Genomic DNA, 16,183 nt, shown 5'->3' on the forward strand with positions numbered 1-16,183 from the left:
GGCCCTACTTCGAGACGAGGTTCCGCCAGAAGTTGCGCAGGCTCTCATCACCCCCGAACAGGGAACTGAAGATCGTCGAGTCCGCCAGCAGCACGTCGCCCGCCCGGTCTCCGCTCGGCGGCATCCACAGGAACATGTTGAACTCGGTGTTGCCGGCCTCGGTGAACGGATGCGGCCTGGACGTGTCGATCGGCTGCCTCGCCAGAACATGGATGGCGTCCGGCTCGTCGGTCGTCACCTCATAGTGCGGCAGATGCATGTGGAAGTTGAAGTTCGTCACCCCGTCCAGCCACCCCTTGGCGTCCAGGTCCCCGACCGTGGACAGCGGAGCGATCTTGTTGCCCTCACCGGTCGCGGGACGCAGTCCGTAGCGGTTCACCACCGGAACGCCCAAACCCTTCATCAGATCCCTGACGTAGGTGGCGAACCGCTGCTGGCGAGGCACCAGGGGATCGCCGTGGTGGCGGTACTCCATCTCCCGCTCGGACAGATCGTCCGATGCACCGACGTCGTGATGGGGGCCGAGCACCAGGCGGACGTCCTCGCGGACGAGGAAGGCCCGCAGTGCCTCGATCTCGCCCGGCTGCGCGTCCTGCTCGGTGATCATGTGGTCCAGCCCGAAGACGAACAGGACATCGGTGTCCGCCAGGACCCGCTCGTCCAGTGGGGTGTGGAAGCCTGCCTGATCGATGCGCTGGTACACCGGAACCGGATGCCCCGTGGTCTCCTCGACGAAATCCTGGAACGGCACCCACGCCCAGAAGAACAGCTCCAACGCCCCGGCGATGCCCTGCTGGAACCGATAGGGGTCGGACCACTTCGGATCCTCATAGGCAGGCCACGCCACCCGCCTGACCTCGGTCATGGTCGAGAAGCGATTGTCCAACTCCGTCGCGTACCGGCCCGACTCGGCCGGATAACTCCACGAGACGTAGATACTCACCCGTTTCCCACCGGGGGTGCATTCCCGTGGGATGTGCCTCTGGTTGTATGTGCGCGCGGTCCTGACCTCGCCCATGTCGATCGCCTCCGATCCGCGGTCGCACGCTGCGCGGCGATTCACTCTCCGGCAGGGCCGGCCCCGGCCCTCACTGCAACTGGTCGAGCATCTCCGACAGAGCGCCCTTGACCCGCAGAGCCTTCTTGATTTCGTCCGCCGTCACGTAGGGGTACTCTCCGTACTCGATGAAGCTCGGACAGTGATGCTCGCGCACGAAGCGGATGAACGCCTCGGGGTTGGTCCGCCAGTCCTCGGGAAACCCCTCGAGATTCTCGAAGACGGTACTCACACCCGCTTTCGCGAAGAGCGCGATCGCGTCCTCGGTGTACTTGTCGAAGTCGGTGTCGAAGATCCCCTGGTACATGAAACGCGTGTCGTCGTCGAACAGAACCCACCGGAGGTAGTGCAACTTCAAGGGCGCGAGCAGATACGGATCTTGCTCCAGCGCCTTGGCCAGTGCGTAGCCGTACTCCCGCACCGCCTCTGCCCGTCCAGGCTTGACCCGCGCGACGATGGTGAACCCATAACACGCCGGGGTCCTGGGGAAAACGGGGCCGTACTTCCCCTGCTCCAGATGGCCGGTGTCCTTGGGGATGACGACTGCCTGCGGCTTGATTTCCATGCCCGTTCCTCCCGCCACCTGCCGGTCGGGACACCGTCATCGTCCCACCGGCTCACTGGTCGTGCCCGCTGAGCGGAGGAGGGCCGGCCATGATCTGGTGGGGTCGCCGTGTCGGCGGTGTCGGAGTAGACCTGAGGGAGAAAGCCCAAGCGGTTCGGGGATCCGCGGTCCGCCTCGGACGGCAGGGGAGGTGGCTTCCATGGCCGAAGACGGTGATGGCATAGGCGCGAGGGATGTCGGGACGGTGACGCTCGACGCACTGTTCACCCAGGCGCCGATCGGCCTGGCTGTGCTTGACAGCGACCTGCGGGTGGTGCGCATCAACACCGCCACGCCGGCCATGCAAGGCACGCTGGAAGAAGACGTGATCGGACGCACTTTCCCCGGATCGCACTACGTGGTCGATCCGGAGGCGGCCGAGACTCTCGTACGGGAGGTCCTGGAAAGCGGTGTGTCGGTGCGCGGGCGGATCCTGCGGGCGCGGCCCCCTGCCCACCACGGCGAGGAGCGCCTCTACGAACTCGCTGCTTTCCGTCTCCTGGATCCGGACGGCGCAGTGCTCGGCGCCAGCATCACGGTCGTGGACGTGACCGACCGGGAAAGGGCTCTGACCCGACTGCGTATGCTGGACACGGTGCGGGAGCGGGTGGGCCGCTCCCTGGACATGGTGGTGACCTGCCAAGAACTGGCCGACGCAGTCGTTCCGGAATTCGCGGACGTGGCAGTCGTGGAATTGGTGGAGGCCGTGATACGTGGCGACGATCCGCCGTCGCCGCTCCCGAGCTGTGTGACGCTGAGACGGGCCGCTTTTCGCAGCAGTGCCGGGGAGGATGCGCCACAGGCTCACCCCGTGGGACATGTCGAAGTGCTCCCCGCACCTACTCCCTTCAGCCGGGCCCTGGCCGAACAACTCCCCCAGGCCGTCGACCTCACCCCTGACTGGCCCTGGCTGAAGACCGACCCGGCCCGCGGCCGGGCCATCCGCGAATCCCGAGCGCACAGCCTCCTGGTCGTTCCTCTCACGCTCCGGGACGTGGTGCTCGGACTGGTGAGTCTTTACCGCACCACGACCGAGAACCGGTACGACGAGAACGACATTGCGCTGGCCCGCGATATCGCACGGCACACTGCCCTGTGCGCCGAAAACGCTCGTCGTTACACGCGGGACCACTCGGTCGCCGCGACAGTCCTCCGGCACCTGGTCCCCGTGCATGCCGCCTCCCGGACGGCCCTGGAGACCACAGGCATGGCCCGTCCCGGTGACGGTGGCAACGCCTGGTACGACACCATCGCCTTGTCCGGCGCTCGAACAGCGCTGGTCGCCGGATCGGTGTCCGGAGACAACATTCAGGCCACGGCCGTCGTGGGCCAACTGCGCACCGTGATCCACTCCTTGGCCTCGCTCGATCTGGACCCCGAAGACCTCATGGCCCGTCTGAACGACACCGCAACCCGCTTGATGACCGAGCAGGCATCACTTCCGACCAGCAGGAAACCAGACCGCCTCCCGGCCACCGCCAGTTGCGTCTATGCCGTTTACGACCCTCTGACGAGGAGCTGCACCATCGCGCGGGCCGGCCACCCAGGGCCTGTCATCGCCCAGCCGGACGGCACCATCAACCAGCCCGAGACGTCGCCCGGGCCACGGCTGGGCAGCGCTGACCAGGCGCCCTTCGCCGCAACCAGCATCCAGATACCGCACAGCAGCGTCATGGCCTTCCCTGGTCCCCCTTCGCTGGCCGCACACCTGACAACCGCCACCAGCGTCCTTAAAGCAGGGCAGGCGTCGGCGGATCTCACGCTTCAGAAGCTGGGTGACGACATCCTCTGTGCCCTCCCGGCCGACATCGGGGACAACGGCGCGGTGTTCTTGCTGGCCCGCACACGCCCATTCCCTGCCGACCGAGTCGCCACATGGCCACTGGACAACGAACCCACCGCTGCCGCAGCGGCTCGCACCTTCACCACCGATCAGCTCGCCGACTGGAACGTGGGGGACGAGATCGCGTTCAACACCGAACTCATAGTCAGCGAACTGGTCACCAACGCAGTCCGTCATGGCAGCCCCCCACTGGAGTTGCGTTTGATTTTGGACCACGCACTAACCTGCGAAGTGAGTGACTCAAGCGCTACGGCACCGCACCTCCGGCATGCCCGCACCACCGACGAAGGGGGGCGCGGACTGTTCATCGTCGCGCAGCTGGCCCAAACCTGGGGAGCCCGCTATTCGGCCGACGGCAAGACCATCTGGACCGAGCAGACACTACAAGGAGCGCCCCGCTGACCTCGGTGCGCGTGACGGCCCGTGCCTGCGCCGGGCTGCCAATTCCCATAGGAGGCGTCGCTCGGCCGAAACCGTCAGTCCCAGTTGCCGAACAGACCGGAATCCAGCTGTGCGTCGCACATGTTGTAGCCACCGGCGGCGTGCCCCTTCTTCCTTCGTCTTGCCATCAACGGTGCCGGAGCAGTTGATATCGACCCCGGACACGGGCGCCCTGCCGCGGCGGCACGGCGAGGCAGGCGCCGTAGTCCCCTCGGGCCCTACGCGCGGGCCGGCCTCTCGCGGGTGACAGCTCGGCGGGCCACCGTGACCAGTTCCGCCGCCGGGCCCACCAGACGCCGCCCGGTCGGCCAGACCGCGCGCAGGTCGCGCGTAAGGTCGACGTCCGCAACGTCGACGCCGATCAGCCGGCCCTCGGCGATGTCCCCGCGGACGGCCAGCTCGCTCAGGACGGACGGCCCGGTACCGGCGATCACCGCGCCGCGCACGGCGGCCGTCGAGCCGAGCTCCACCAGGGGCCGTACGCGTTCGCAGCCAGCCAGGTGCAAGGCGCGGTCCAGGGTCTGCCGCGTGCCGGAACCGCTTTCCCGCAGCACCAGCGGCGCACGGGACAGCTCCCGCGCCGACAGCGGCTCGGGTCGCCGAGCCCACGGGTGCCCGGGGTCGACCACAACGACGAGCCGGTCCTCGGCCACCTGCCGCGTGGACATCACACGGGAGAGGCGCGGCCCCTCGATGAACCCGATGTCGGCCTCGCCCGACTCGACCAGTTCGGGCACGTGTTCACTGTTGGTCACCTGCAGCCCTATGTACAGATCCGGCCGGCGGCCCCGCAGCTTACTGATCCAGGTCGGCAGCAGGTACTCCGCGATCGTCAGGCTCGCGGCGACGCGCAGTTCGGCCTCCCGCCGGTCGCGCAGCTTGCCGGCTCCGGCGAGCAGCTCGTCCAGCTCGTCCAGGACCCGCCGGGCGTGTCCGGCGACGACCTGCCCGGCCAGCGTCGGCCGGGACCCGCGGCGGGTCCGGTCGACCAGCACCAGTCCCAGCCCGCGTTCCAGCGTGGACAGCCGGCGGCTCGCCGACGGCTGGGAGATCCGCAGCCGCTCGGCCGCCCGGCCCAGGCTGCCCAGGTCGGCCACGAGCACGAGGAGCCGCAGCGACTCCAGGTCGGGGGTGCGCAGGGGGAGGGGAACGGTACGGGGATCCGCCATGGAGGGAGTGTGTCACAGCGTCGGCGTATGGGTCTGTCATGCATCTGGGCTATGACCTCCTGCTGGATCAGGGGCTACAGGATGAACGCAGGGCTGCCCAGAGTGGTGATCATGAAGGACACCAGCCTCTCCCGGTCAGGGAGCACCCGCCCGCTCCGCCTTGCCACCACCCGAAGGCCCGGCGCCGCCCTCGCCGCCCGGCTCCACGGCTTTGCCGCCCGGCTGCCCGGACTCGCCCTCGCCGTCGGTGTCGCCCTCGTCGCGACCGCGCTGGGCCGGCTGGCCCCCGTCGTCGGCGGGCCGGTGAGCGGCATCGTGCTCGGGGTGCTGGTGGCGGTCGCGGTGCGGCCCGGGCACCGGATGCGTCCCGGCATCACCTTCGCCGGGCGCGGAGTGCTCCAGGCCGCCGTGGTGGTACTGGGCGCGCAACTGTCCCTGGGCCAGGTGCTGCGGGTCGGTGTCGGCTCGCTGCCGGTGATGATCGTGACCCTCGCGGTCTGCCTGGCGGCGGCGTACGGGATCGGACGCCGCCTGGGTGTCGTCCGCGACCTGCGCACCCTGATCGGTGTGGGCACCGGCGTCTGCGGCGCCTCCGCGATCGCGGCGGTCACGCCGGTCATCGGCGCGGCCGGGGCGGAGGTGGCCTATGCCGTCTCCACGATCTTCGTCTTCAACATCGCCGCGGTGCTGACCTTCCCCGCCGTCGGGCATCTGCTGGGCATGGACCAGCACGCCTTCGGCCTGTTCGCCGGCACCGCGGTCAACGACATGTCGTCGGTGGTCGCCGTCGCCGCCACCTACGGCGGCCCGGCGGCCGACTACGCGGTGGTGGTCAAGCTGGCCCGCACGCTGCTGATCATCCCGATCTGCCTGGGCCTCGCCGCCCTCGCCCGCCGCCGCGCGCGGACGGCGGACGCACCGGCCGACGCCGGCGCGGCGGATGCCGAGCGGGTTCTCCCGGGCCCGGTGCGCGTCGGCCGGCTGGTGCCGCGGTTCCTCGTCGGCTTCCTCGTCCTGGCCGCCGCGAACTCCGCCGGCCTGATCCCGTCCGGCGCCCACGGCCCGCTCAGCACGCTCGCCGTCTTCCTGATCACCGTCGCACTGTCCGCGATCGGCCTGTCCACGGAACCGGCCAGGCTGCGCCGGACCGGCCCCGCACCCCTGCTGCTCGGGGGCTGCCTGTGGCTGGTGGTGTCCGCCACCAGCCTGGCCCTCCAGTTCCTGGCCCGGTATCTGTGACCGTCGTACCGAGCACGGCAGAAAGGGTCGCCCGACCATCGGCGTGCACCGCCGCGTCGGGCCAGGGCAGCGGCGTCGGCACTGCCGGCTTCTGTTGCGGACGGCTTCTCTCTGCGCGCTTCCGCGTCGGTCGCGGTCACATGCGAGCGGTGCAGGCGGTAGCGCACTGGCATCGTCGGTCCGGTGCCCGGGACGCCCCGGCTCGTACGAGCTGCCACCGGCGCGGCCCTGATCCAGGACGTTCGCGCCGGTCCCTGCTGATGGCCATGAGGGCCCGCCTGTCGGTACGGATGAACGGCGACCAGCTCAATAGCCCGACAGCCGGCAGCGGCTGCTGCCTGACCGAAGTTTCTCGGCAGCTCCGCTGCGGCGCGTTCTCCCTGACGGGCCATGGTCGCATCAAGCCGCTTCCCAGAGACCGGCGTCCAGGATGCGGGCCGCCTTGGTGATGCCGCGCCCGGCATCAGATGCCGATAGGTGCGATACGTCTCCTTGACGGACTTGTGGCCCATCCACTCCGCCACGTCAGTGATCGGTATCCCGTTCCCGAGGGCGTTCGAGGCGAAGTAGTGTCGGAAGCTGTACATGCCGACACCGTCCTCCGCGGGGAAGTCCCTGAAGAGCCGCTGCACACGGCGACGTTCCATCGGCTCCGTGTAGTACCCGCTCGGACCGCGCAGCAGATAACCGTTTTTCGTAGTTCCGTGCTTCTCCTCGTACCGCTCCATCGCCTCCCGTACCGAGCGCGGCAGAGGAAACCTCCCGGAACTCACCCGCTTTGCGGTTTTTCAGCTTCGCCGGCTTGTGCGTGTCGGAGTACATCTGCTCGTGCACCCGGTAGACGTCGTCCGCCACTACATTGTTGAGGTTCACCGTCCGGGCTTCCCCGTTTCGCGAGCCGCAGCCCACCATCATGACGATCTCAAGCGTGAGATCTACGTCAGCGACAGTCAGCACCTTCTTCACGTAGGTGAGGGACGGGATGACCACCCTCTCTTGGTTTCCGCGCCCGACCCCGTCCGCCTCCATCTCGTCCAAGAACCGCTCGACCACGATCGGCGTTACCGAGTTCAACTTCCGCGATCCGATACGGGGGGGTGATGTGCACATTGATGGAGCTGTCCACGTGCCAGCCCGTGGAGTACTCCGCCATCCGGCGTTGCCGGGGCCGCCACCGCTTCGTGCATTCCGCGACTGTCTGCTGACCGAGTTCCCGGCGGGCTTCGGCAACGGATGACGCCGTTTTCTTTCTCCGCGCGTAAATCTGTGTGAGGCGCTCGATCGCGTCGTCCTACGTGCCGTAGCTGGCCTCTTCACGCTGCTTACCGAGAGCGTCCCGGAACCGAATCGTGTACGGGTGCGGGCAGCGGGTCGGCCCGGAACAACCGCACTCCTTGAAGAACGACCCCATCCCACGGACGAGCTGTCGAGCCACGTATCAAGCTTTCCGAGCGGCGCAGCAGGCCCATGCGACGGGGTGCAGGTCAGCAAGCAAGGACACTGCCGGCCTCATGCCGACCGAATGCCGACTTTCCTGACGGCGCATCAGACGTCGGAAAGGGTGCTCGGGGTCGTCCCCACTCCCCCGGGCTGCCTCTCACCAACGGCCGAGGTCAGCGTACGCAACGACCCTCGAAGACCTTCGTGACGATCGCCACAGCGGGGCTCCACTCCTCCGACCGTCAGGTCGAACAAGATCCCTCGTCTGAACTGATGGCGCGCAACATGGCCGCTACTGACGTTGCCGGCGCATCAGGTGGTCGGGGGCGGCGTGGAGGGCGTCGAGCGTGGTACGGCGGTTGCTCTGCGCAGGGTGAGCCCTCACCTCGCAGGAAGGAAACTGGCACCGTAGCAGTTTCGCAAGTAACACTTCATGGTTTAGCTTTCCTTCGATCAAGGAGGCCGACGATATCCCCGCGCACGACCGAGCCCAGCCCGCTGATCCAGCCGCCGGCGGCTGACGCTGTCCTGCAGTTCGTCAACACACACCCCGCGGGACCCCACAGGTTGCCGGAACGCTTCGGAAGCGCCCAGGACCTGCATGCATGGCTGCTGGAAAAGGCGATGGGCTCGGAGACCGCCCACGTCACGGAGGCCGACGCGGCCAGTGCACGCGAACTGCGCGAGGCCTTGATCACCGTGCTGCTCGCTCATTCCGGCGACAAGGACACGACACCGGAGGTGCTCGCCGAGGCGGAGAGATACCTGCGCCATGCCGCGTCCCGGTATCCGCTGGTGACGGTCGTCACCGCCTCAGGGGCATCCCTGGCGCCCGCCCAGACCGGCATCCCCGGGTTGTTCGGTACCGTACTGGCGAACGTCACAGAACTCGCCCAAGCGGGCGTGTGGGACAGGGTGCGGGCGTGCCGGCACCAGCCGTGCCACTTCGGCTTCTTCGACCGGACGCGGAACAGAACCGCCGTCTACTGCGGCACGAAATGCGGCTCCCGCGAATCCATGCGGGCGTACCGGAAGAGGAAGAAAGCGCTGGCCTCCGATTGGGGCCCGTCTTCAAAGTGATCTTGCCGGCGGGATCACGTTCTGGTGCGTCGGCATGAACTCACCGATACATAAGGGGAGTTGCCCGCCGCACTCGCCTGGCCTGTGACGGGTCGAGCGCCTGGGCGACCGCAGGCTGGTCAACGGCATGATCTACAAGGCCCGCAATGGCTCTCCTGGGTGACCTGCCCGAACGCTGCGGTCCGCGGAAAACGGTGTCCACGCACTCCCGCCGTTGTGTGCTCGCGCGTGTGCTCGCCCTCGGGCGCTTCCGAGAGGGCTTGACCGCCAAGCTCCGCCCCGCCTGCGACGACGCGGCATCGGCCATACCACCCGGAGAAGCCCGACCAGCGACGGCACTGGCGCACCGCGGTCGACATGGCGGCCAGTCACCTGGCTTCGACCAGGCGGCCTACCACCGACGCAGCACCGTCGAAGATCCCGACGTACGCACGCGTCGGCACACGGCGGGCCGCCTTGTCATCGAACATCACATGCGCACCGTCCGGCTTTCGACCGCCGCAACGGGCCTCGGCACCGAGTCGCTTCCAGTGCGCCGTCCGTTCAGTTCCTGATGTCCGCACCACAGCACGGGCGCCTCGCCATCAAGCGACCTGGTCGCGTACGACCTGCAGGATCCATCGAACTCACGCGACACCACTGGCACGCCACCACACAATGCGATGTTCCTCACCCCGCGAGGATTTGCTCGTTAGGGTCTATCTGCCTACGGTCATAACCATGCCGATCGCACCACGCCCTGCGGAACAGCTCTGGGGAAGCCTGCTCGAGCTCCGCTCCCGGCCCGCGCACGCCGCGCAGGCACCTCTGGCGTCGGTGATCGCCGACAGCCCGCCGCTTTGCCGCTCGGACGGAGAGACCCGGAAGGGATCGACCGGAAGGACGGCCGTGCGGTTCGGGGTGTGGGTCCCGGTCACGGTTTCCCTCACATCTGCAGGACAGACATCCAGGTCGCATCGGCAGCTGGGCGGCACCCAGCGCTCTCCCGACTTCGGCCATGGAACCGGTGACTCGCGGGTGCGAGATTCGCCGAAATCAAGAAGGAAAGACCCGACATGTATATGAAGTACGAACTCACCGTGCTGCCCGTCTCCGACGTCGACCGGGCCAAGGCCTTCTACGAGGCGCTGGGATTCCGTCTGGACCTCGACAAGGCTGTCAGTGAGGACTGGCGCGCGGTGCACTTCACGCCGCCCGGCTCCGAGTGCTCGATCATCTTCGGCACGGGGATCACCTCGGCCGAGCCGGGCTCGTCCCAGGGCCTGTACCTCGCCGTCCACGACATCGAGGCAGCCCGCGCGGAGCTCGTCAGCCGCGGTATCGAGGTGAGCGAGATCTTCCACAACGCCGGTGGACTCTTCTTCCACGGCCACGAGGCCGGGGACATCACCCACCAGCTCGAGGGCCAGGACCGCATTGTCGGCCTGCACCCCGAGCGCGCCTCCTACGGCTCATTCGCCACCTTCAGCGACCCAGACGGCAACGGCTGGGTGCTCCAGGAGATCCAGCAGCGGTTCCCCGGCCGCTGACACCACGCCAGTCACCCGCGGGTGCGACCGGGCCTCACCAGCTGCGTGGCGGCCCGGCCCGTTCAGCCCTAGGCCTGTCCCCGGCGGAGCCGACGAACCGAACACGAGCGTGCTCCCTCGCCATTCGGTTCCGGCACCGAGCGCGCATGCCTCCTCACCGCTGAGTTCGCGGCTACGCCCTGACGTTCGAGAGACATCACCAAAGAAAACCCATGAATATCCCCCCATGGAGCCGGACCAGGACGGCCCCGGACGCGAGCCGGCGTCGCACCGAGCCCGGCGCGGGTTGTCGCGACGCCTCTTCGTCGGTGGCGCGGCCGCCTCCGCGGCTGCCGGCCTCTCGCTGGCCGCCGGACTGGCGCCGTCCGCCACCGCCGGCCCCACTGACGCCCCCGCCGTCCGCAGGCCGAAGGGCTTCGGCTCGGTCTCCACGGCTCCGCGGCTCCCCGCAGGGTTCGAGAAGACGTTCACCAGCCGCTTCATCCAGGCCGGTGGACTGCGCCAGCACGCGGTCATCGGAGGTGACGGACCGCCGCTGCTGCTCGTGCACGGCTGGCCGGAGAACTGGTACGCGTGGCGCATGGTGATGCCGGCCCTGGCCCGCAACTTCACGGTCATCGCGGTCGACCAGCGCGGTATCGGGCTCACCGACAAGCCCAAGAGCGGCTACGACACCGCCACCCTCGCCAACGACCTGGTCGCGCTGATGGACGCGCTCGGCTACGACCGGTTCGCGGTGGCCGGCCACGACACCGGAATGATCATCGGCTACGCGCTGGCCGCGGACCACCCCGACCGGGTCGAGTACCTGGCCGTCGCCGACGTCCCCGGACCCCCGCGCAAGGAGGCCTCTCCCCTCCTGTTCGAGCCCGAGCCGATCAATAACAGGCTCTGGCACATCCCCTTCAACCGGGTCAACCACGAGCTGACCGAGAAGCTCGTCAGGGGACGAGAGGAGATCTTCTTCACCTACGAGTTCGACATCCAGGGTGGGGAGAGGCTGCCGGAGTACGCGCGGGAGTACTACATCCGGCTCTTCTCGGACCCCCAGGCCCTGCGCGGCAGCTTCGGCTTGTACCGCGCATGGGACGCCACCGTCAAGCAGAACGACGATCGCGCGAAGACGAAGCTGGCGATGCCCGTCCTGGCGATCGGCGGATCGGAAAGCCGGGGTCCGGCGGTCGGGGGCGCGATGCAGGCCCTCGCCGGCGACGTGCGGAGCGTGGTCATCCCCGGCTCCGGCCACTGGGTCGCCGAGCAGGCACCACAGCAGGTGCTGACGGCGCTGACCGAGTTCCTGGCCCCGTACCGCGCTGCCGCCGCGTCCCGTTCGTCCCGCTAGCGGGAAACGCCCGGACGTCCGGCCGCCCTTGACGCCGAGCCCTCGGCCGTGCTGGTCCTGTCCGCCGGTGTCCCGGCGGACAGGACCAAGGCAAACCCACGTCAGGGCGCGGTCGCGTCTCCGGGCGATGAGCCAGGACGGTCCTCACGCCGTCGCACGGCCCGCTCCGCATGCGGGCGGCACAAGACGCTTCGCCGCCTGCCCGGGCGCGCCGGAGCCCTCACCGTCCCAGACGGGAGTCGCAGACGTTCAGCGACATCGGGCCGTTCGAAGTTGTGACACTGGTTGTGCTGGCCGTCATTCTGGTCGGGCCCGACAAGCTCCCCAAGATGGTGTCCGACACGGCGCGTGTCCTGCGCAGGGTCCGCCAGTTCTCGCTAAGAGGTCGTTTTCTCCCGATGTTTCATCCCGAAATGAGTGTTTGATCCCGGAGTGTCGGGTCGCGTCAGGAGATGGTGACTTCGCCGGTGAGGCGGCGGAACATCAGCCACCCGGTTGGGTCGGCCGCGCGGTGAGGTGCCCGCCGTGGCAGGTCCTGTTCCGCGCGGCCTCCCGCCGAACCGGACATGACGGTTTCCCGGTCATCCGGCTCTCCAGTGACTACTGCGTGTCTGTTTTGGCAGGCCGTTTTGAGTGAATTCGGTCATGGCAGGTGTCGCAGGCCACGACGGTCTTGCGACGCCGATGCAGCATGACGCGCGCCCAGTCGGAGGGCTGCCATCCGGCATGCGCGAGATCGGCGAGAGGAAGCTCTGTGAGGGCGTCCTCCAGGGCGGGCCAGGCCAGCTCCTCCGGCAGCCCTGCGCGCAGAGCGCGCAGCAGCGGGCCTGTCAGGTCCAGTGCGGTGAGGGCCTCCTCGACGCCGTCCAGTGCCGCGACGGTCGGCGGGTCGAGGAGGGTGGTGAGCTCGTCGATCGCTTCGTGCGCGGCGCCGAGGCCGCCGCCGCGCAGGGCGTCGAGGAGGCCGTTGATCCTGGTCAGGACCTCGGCGGCGATGCCCTCATTGCCGGGAAGCAGGGTGATCGCCGTACCGCCGAAGCCTCCGCGAAGGCCGGCATGGACCGTGCCCTCCAGGCGGCGCCCGAAGACGGGGTGTGCGGCCACGGCCTTCAGATCGCGGCGGGAGCGGTCGCCCCAGAACTGCAGCAGAACCGTCTCGCCCGGCTCGTGTACCTCAATGCCCTCGGCCAGGCAGGCGTCCAGCAGGTCCGCGTCCAGGTCGGTGTGGTGCCGCCACTTGGTCTCATGTAGCCGCACGGGCTCGCCAGCCGCCCGCAGCCGAGGGGCGAACAGGGGCAGCAGCTCGAACAGTTCGTGCGGCATGGGTTGGCGGGAGACGCCGCCGTACGGAACCTGGCGGTAGGCATACTCCCGCGCGAACCGGCTCGACCAGGCGGGCAACCCGCCTTCGGGGGCGATGCGTCCCGCCGCCACCGACTCGGCCGCGCCGGAGCGCAGCAGCAGCCGCATCCAGGGGGCGGCGTCCGCCCGCGTCGGCGGGAACAGGTCGAGCAAGGCCGCGTTCACGGGGTCGCTCCGGGGGGTGCTCGGCCAGTACGGTCGCCGCCGCGTCCAGCAGGGCGTTCGGCACTGCCTTGCCGCGTGCCGAACGCAGCACCTCGCCCGGCAGCCGGGCCTCCTCTGCCGCGCCCAGCCCAGCGGCGCGGGCCGAGGACCGGATCAGCTTGGCCAGATCGGCGGGGAGGTCCCCGGGGGGGCCGCCCACGCCTCCAGCAGCCGTACGAACTCCTGGTGCGCCCGCTCCGGCGGCAGCGTCGCCGCCAGCCACCGCTGATGCGCCCTCAACTCCTTGGCCGGCAGCGCCCCTGCCCGCGCGAACAGCAGCACGTTCGCCCGGTGCCGGTCCGCGTCCACGGGCAGCGCGTGGTCCCGCTCCGCCTTCCGGGCGAGTGCGTAGGCGCGGACCGCGGGCTTGGGGAACGACGGGCTCATGCGGTGGGTCACGGAGTCCCAGAACGGTGGCAGGTGCGCCGGAGGCAACTCCCGCGCCCGCCAGGCCATGTCGTCCACGAACCGGCCCGGCTTCCCGTACGCCCGGAATAGGCTCGCCTCCGCCGCCTCCATCAACTCGCGCGCGGCCGGCTCGGCGCCCGCGTCGTGGGCGAGGACCCAGTCGACGTACGGCACCAGGGAGTTGGCCTTCGGAGGCAGCGTGACGGTCATGCGGAAGATCCTGACACGCACCACTGACATTCAGGCACGAACCCTCGGGCGGAGCTGAACTTCGCGAATCTGGCCCGGCGGTGCCCCGCCCAGCACCTATAACCGGACCTGCCCGCACGGCCGGGCACCGTCCCGATCCCCACTCGGCCGTACGGACGACGGGCAATGGCTGTGCAGGTCAGCCGTCTGTCCGGGCTGCTGGGCAACCTCGCTGTGAGGGCGCACATCCGCTCCAGCCGTGCCACGTCGACGGCGGTCCAGCGGCGGTGCCGGCCACGGTGCGGCCGGTGGGGGCGAGGCCGTAGCGACGATCCCATGAACGGACCGTTGTGGGCGCCACCCCGAGCCGCCTCGCCACCTCACCGGTGGTCAGCCCTCCATCATGCGGTGCACCGGTCTGATCACCGTCGCTTCTGTCGCTGCCCACGCTCCGCTCGTACGACGCACAAACGATGCATGTTGTTTCGCGTCGTTTGTGCTTCTGAGACTGCAACCCACGAGTCCGGTCGCTGCGGCGCACGCCCTGGCCGGACCCGCTGGGCAGGCGGCTTTCCGTCCCGCACCGTTCGCCCGGCAGGAGGAACCGGTCAAGAGCCCGAAGATGCGATCCACAGCAGACCGCTTCCCGGCCGCGGAGGAGATCCGGTACGAGGACGAGTTGGCGCGCGGCCTGTGCGCGGCCGACGAGAACGCGTTCGCGGCCGTCTACCGGCGACGGGGGCCACTCGTACACATCTTGGCGACCCGCTCACTCGGCGACACGCACGAGGCCGAGGACGTGCCCCAGCAGGTGTTCCTTGGCGTCTGGCGCGGACGGGCCGGCTTCCGTCCGGAGCGCGGACCGCTCGGAGCCTGGATCGTCGGCACCACACGCCGGAAGATCATCGACGCTCTGGCAGCCAGAACGAGGCGTCTCACACTGATCGACTCGATCGCGCGCGACGCGGACACACACCGCACGGACGTGAGTGCACCCGACGACGTCGTGGACCGGGTGCTCCTGGTCGGTGCCCTGTCAGGTCTCCCCCACGGCCAGCGCGAGGTGCTGTGCATGGCGTTCTACGACGACCTGGCCCAAAGCCGGATCGCCGAACGGACCGGCATGCCTTTGGGCACCGTCAAGAGCCACAGTCGACGCGGCCTGCACCGGCTGCGTGAAGGGATCGAGCAGCGCCGCGTCGGTGGGAAGGCCGTGTAGCCGCCTCGGGATCCCCTTGGTCGCTCGCATCCGTGGTGGCGCCCGTGCCCGAAGCAGAGATGAGACTCCGCAACTGGCGGAACCTGTTTATGAAGGGATATTCCACATGACCTCCCGGACCCCCCTCGCCCTCGCCGCCATGGCCGGCGTCTGTGCTCTGGCCCTCGGCGTCACGGCGCCCGCCACGGCGGCCCCCGCCGCGGGCGGTGACGACGCGGCCATGGTGTCCGTCTTCCACGGCGTTCCCGGGCTGACCGTCGATGTCTATGCCAACGGTGACAAGCTGCTCGAAGACTTCAAGCCCGGCACCGTGACCAGCCCCCAGGCCCTCGACGCCGGGACCTACGACATCGAGGTCTTCCAAGCCGGCCAAAGCCCTGACGGCACACCGGCCATCGAGAAGGAGATCAAGGTACCGGCCGGAGCGAACGCCGCCGTCGCGGCCCACCTCTCCGCAGACGGCAAGCCCCGACTGACGGCCTTTGCCAACGACGTCTCCCGGACGGACACCGGAAAGGCACGGCTGACAGTGCGTCACGTCGCCGCTGCTCCGGCCGTGGACGTCCGAGCAGGCGGACAGCCCGTATTCAAGGGACTGGAGAATCCCAAGGAGGCCACCACCACGGTCGGCGCCGGCACCGTCTCAGCCGACGTAGTGCTCGCCGGCACGAACACCGTGGCGATCGGCCCGGCCGACCTGACCATGAAGGAGAACACCAGCAACATCGTCTACGCCTGGGGCAGCGCGGAGGACAAGAGCCTCGCGCTGGCGACCCAGACGCTCAGCGTCAAGGAATCTGCACCGAACGCCGCCCACTAGGGCGGCAGTGGCACCGCCATCAGCGCGAACTCCTCACCCCACCGGCTCGCTTGGCCGCCGCGGCCGGTGGGGTCACGCTGACCGGGAACGTCCTGGCCGCGGTCCTCACCCTCGGAACCCTCCTGTGGGGACAGGCGTCACCGCCGCCTGGCTTCGGCCCGGCCTTTTGCGGCCTGGCGGCGTGTCCCGCCGAGTTGGCCAGGCGCGGCGGGAACGCCGCTGACAGGTGGACAGTAC

At 69.0% G+C, this 16,183-nt stretch carries 12 protein-coding genes and 2 pseudogenes; 7 read left to right on the forward strand and 7 right to left on the reverse strand.

The features are described from left to right. Window positions 1–4 precede the first annotated feature (4 nt). Together ACFV7R_RS28205 and ACFV7R_RS28210 are read right to left on the reverse strand one after the other, a co-directional pair. Window positions 5–943 carry a hypothetical protein gene (locus tag ACFV7R_RS28205; protein WP_385268340.1) on the reverse strand — a complete coding sequence of 313 codons (939 nt, stop codon included), beginning with the start codon at window positions 941–943 and terminating at the stop codon, window positions 5–7. 145 nt (window positions 944–1,088) lie between these two features. Further along, window positions 1,089–1,622 carry a hypothetical protein gene (locus ACFV7R_RS28210; protein WP_385268342.1) on the reverse strand — a complete coding sequence of 178 codons (534 nt, stop codon included), beginning with the start codon at window positions 1,620–1,622 and terminating at the stop codon, window positions 1,089–1,091. A gap of 199 nt (window positions 1,623–1,821) precedes the next feature. On the opposite strand from ACFV7R_RS28210, the gene ACFV7R_RS28215 reads away from it, so the two are divergent. Then, window positions 1,822–3,906, forward strand: coding sequence for a SpoIIE family protein phosphatase (locus tag ACFV7R_RS28215; RefSeq protein ID WP_385268344.1), 2,085 nt, complete (start codon window positions 1,822–1,824; stop codon window positions 3,904–3,906). Between the two features lie 257 nt (window positions 3,907–4,163). Here ACFV7R_RS28215 and ACFV7R_RS28220 read toward each other — a convergent pair whose 3' ends face one another. Next, window positions 4,164–5,114, reverse strand: coding sequence for a LysR substrate-binding domain-containing protein (locus ACFV7R_RS28220; protein WP_385268346.1), 951 nt, complete (start codon window positions 5,112–5,114; stop codon window positions 4,164–4,166). Window positions 5,115–5,225: 111 nt separating this feature from the next. On the opposite strand from ACFV7R_RS28220, the gene ACFV7R_RS28225 reads away from it, so the two are divergent. Next, on the forward strand, window positions 5,226–6,353 hold the full coding sequence (locus ACFV7R_RS28225; protein ID WP_385268348.1) for a YeiH family protein: 1,128 nt from the start codon (window positions 5,226–5,228) through the stop codon (window positions 6,351–6,353). A gap of 524 nt (window positions 6,354–6,877) precedes the next feature. Here the strand turns inward: ACFV7R_RS28225 and ACFV7R_RS28230 are convergent. Next, a pseudogene (locus ACFV7R_RS28230) lies at window positions 6,878–7,081 on the reverse strand (integrase); the annotation flags it as partial. 1,240 nt (window positions 7,082–8,321) lie between these two features. Here ACFV7R_RS28230 and ACFV7R_RS28235 point away from each other — a divergent pair. The 3 genes from ACFV7R_RS28235 (at window position 8,322) to ACFV7R_RS28245 (ending at window position 11,744) form a co-directional block, all read left to right on the forward strand. Further along, on the forward strand, window positions 8,322–8,873 hold the full coding sequence (locus ACFV7R_RS28235; RefSeq protein WP_385268554.1) for a CGNR zinc finger domain-containing protein: 552 nt from the start codon (window positions 8,322–8,324) through the stop codon (window positions 8,871–8,873). Between the two features lie 1,055 nt (window positions 8,874–9,928). Continuing rightward, a complete protein-coding gene (locus tag ACFV7R_RS28240; RefSeq protein WP_385268350.1) occupies window positions 9,929–10,402 on the forward strand; it encodes a VOC family protein in 474 nt (157 codons plus the stop codon). A 226-nt stretch (window positions 10,403–10,628) separates the two neighbouring features. Beyond that, on the forward strand, window positions 10,629–11,744 hold the full coding sequence (locus tag ACFV7R_RS28245; protein ID WP_385268352.1) for an alpha/beta fold hydrolase: 1,116 nt from the start codon (window positions 10,629–10,631) through the stop codon (window positions 11,742–11,744). A 600-nt stretch (window positions 11,745–12,344) separates the two neighbouring features. Here the strand turns inward: ACFV7R_RS28245 and ACFV7R_RS28250 are convergent. The 3 genes from ACFV7R_RS28250 to ACFV7R_RS28260 all read right to left on the reverse strand — a co-directional run bounded on the left by ACFV7R_RS28250 (window position 12,345) and on the right by ACFV7R_RS28260 (window position 14,448). Continuing rightward, window positions 12,345–13,271: a hypothetical protein gene (locus ACFV7R_RS28250; RefSeq protein ID WP_385268354.1), complete on the reverse strand. Its 927-nt coding sequence runs from the start codon at window positions 13,269–13,271 to the stop codon at window positions 12,345–12,347. Between the two features lie 153 nt (window positions 13,272–13,424). Further along, window positions 13,425–13,928 (reverse strand): hypothetical protein, encoded by a 504-nt coding sequence (locus ACFV7R_RS28255; RefSeq protein WP_385268356.1) that lies wholly within the window; start codon window positions 13,926–13,928, stop codon window positions 13,425–13,427. A gap of 178 nt (window positions 13,929–14,106) precedes the next feature. After that, on the reverse strand, window positions 14,107–14,448 hold the full coding sequence (locus ACFV7R_RS28260) for a MerR family DNA-binding transcriptional regulator (protein WP_385268358.1): 342 nt from the start codon (window positions 14,446–14,448) through the stop codon (window positions 14,107–14,109). A gap of 81 nt (window positions 14,449–14,529) precedes the next feature. Between ACFV7R_RS28260 and ACFV7R_RS28265 the strand changes: the two genes are divergently transcribed. Next, complete coding sequence (locus tag ACFV7R_RS28265) at window positions 14,530–15,126, forward strand: sigma-70 family RNA polymerase sigma factor (protein WP_385268360.1); 597 nt, start codon at window positions 14,530–14,532, stop codon at window positions 15,124–15,126. A 106-nt stretch (window positions 15,127–15,232) separates the two neighbouring features. Beyond that, window positions 15,233–16,029 (forward strand): annotated as a pseudogene (locus ACFV7R_RS28270) (DUF4397 domain-containing protein); the annotation flags it as partial. Window positions 16,030–16,183 lie beyond the last annotated feature (154 nt).

This window comes from Streptomyces sp. NPDC059866, assembly GCF_042731325.1.
Taxonomy (GTDB): Bacteria; Actinomycetota; Actinomycetes; order Streptomycetales; family Streptomycetaceae; genus Streptomyces; species Streptomyces flavusporus.

Bases quoted from the DNA above. Each gene is read 5' to 3' on its own strand.
- ACFV7R_RS28210 (WP_385268342.1), bottom strand. From the start codon at position 1,622: ATGGAAATCAAGCCGCAGGCAGTCGTCATCCCCAAGGACACCGGCCAT.
- ACFV7R_RS28215 (WP_385268344.1), top strand. From the start codon at position 1,822: ATGGCCGAAGACGGTGATGGCATAGGCGCGAGGGATGTCGGGACGGTG.
- ACFV7R_RS28220 (WP_385268346.1), bottom strand. From the start codon at position 5,114: ATGGCGGATCCCCGTACCGTTCCCCTCCCCCTGCGCACCCCCGACCTG.
- ACFV7R_RS28225 (WP_385268348.1), top strand. From the start codon at position 5,226: ATGAAGGACACCAGCCTCTCCCGGTCAGGGAGCACCCGCCCGCTCCGC.
- ACFV7R_RS28240 (WP_385268350.1), top strand. From the start codon at position 9,929: ATGTATATGAAGTACGAACTCACCGTGCTGCCCGTCTCCGACGTCGAC.
- ACFV7R_RS28245 (WP_385268352.1), top strand. From the start codon at position 10,629: ATGGAGCCGGACCAGGACGGCCCCGGACGCGAGCCGGCGTCGCACCGA.
- ACFV7R_RS28255 (WP_385268356.1), bottom strand. From the start codon at position 13,928: ATGACCGTCACGCTGCCTCCGAAGGCCAACTCCCTGGTGCCGTACGTC.
- ACFV7R_RS28265 (WP_385268360.1), top strand. From the start codon at position 14,530: ATGCGATCCACAGCAGACCGCTTCCCGGCCGCGGAGGAGATCCGGTAC.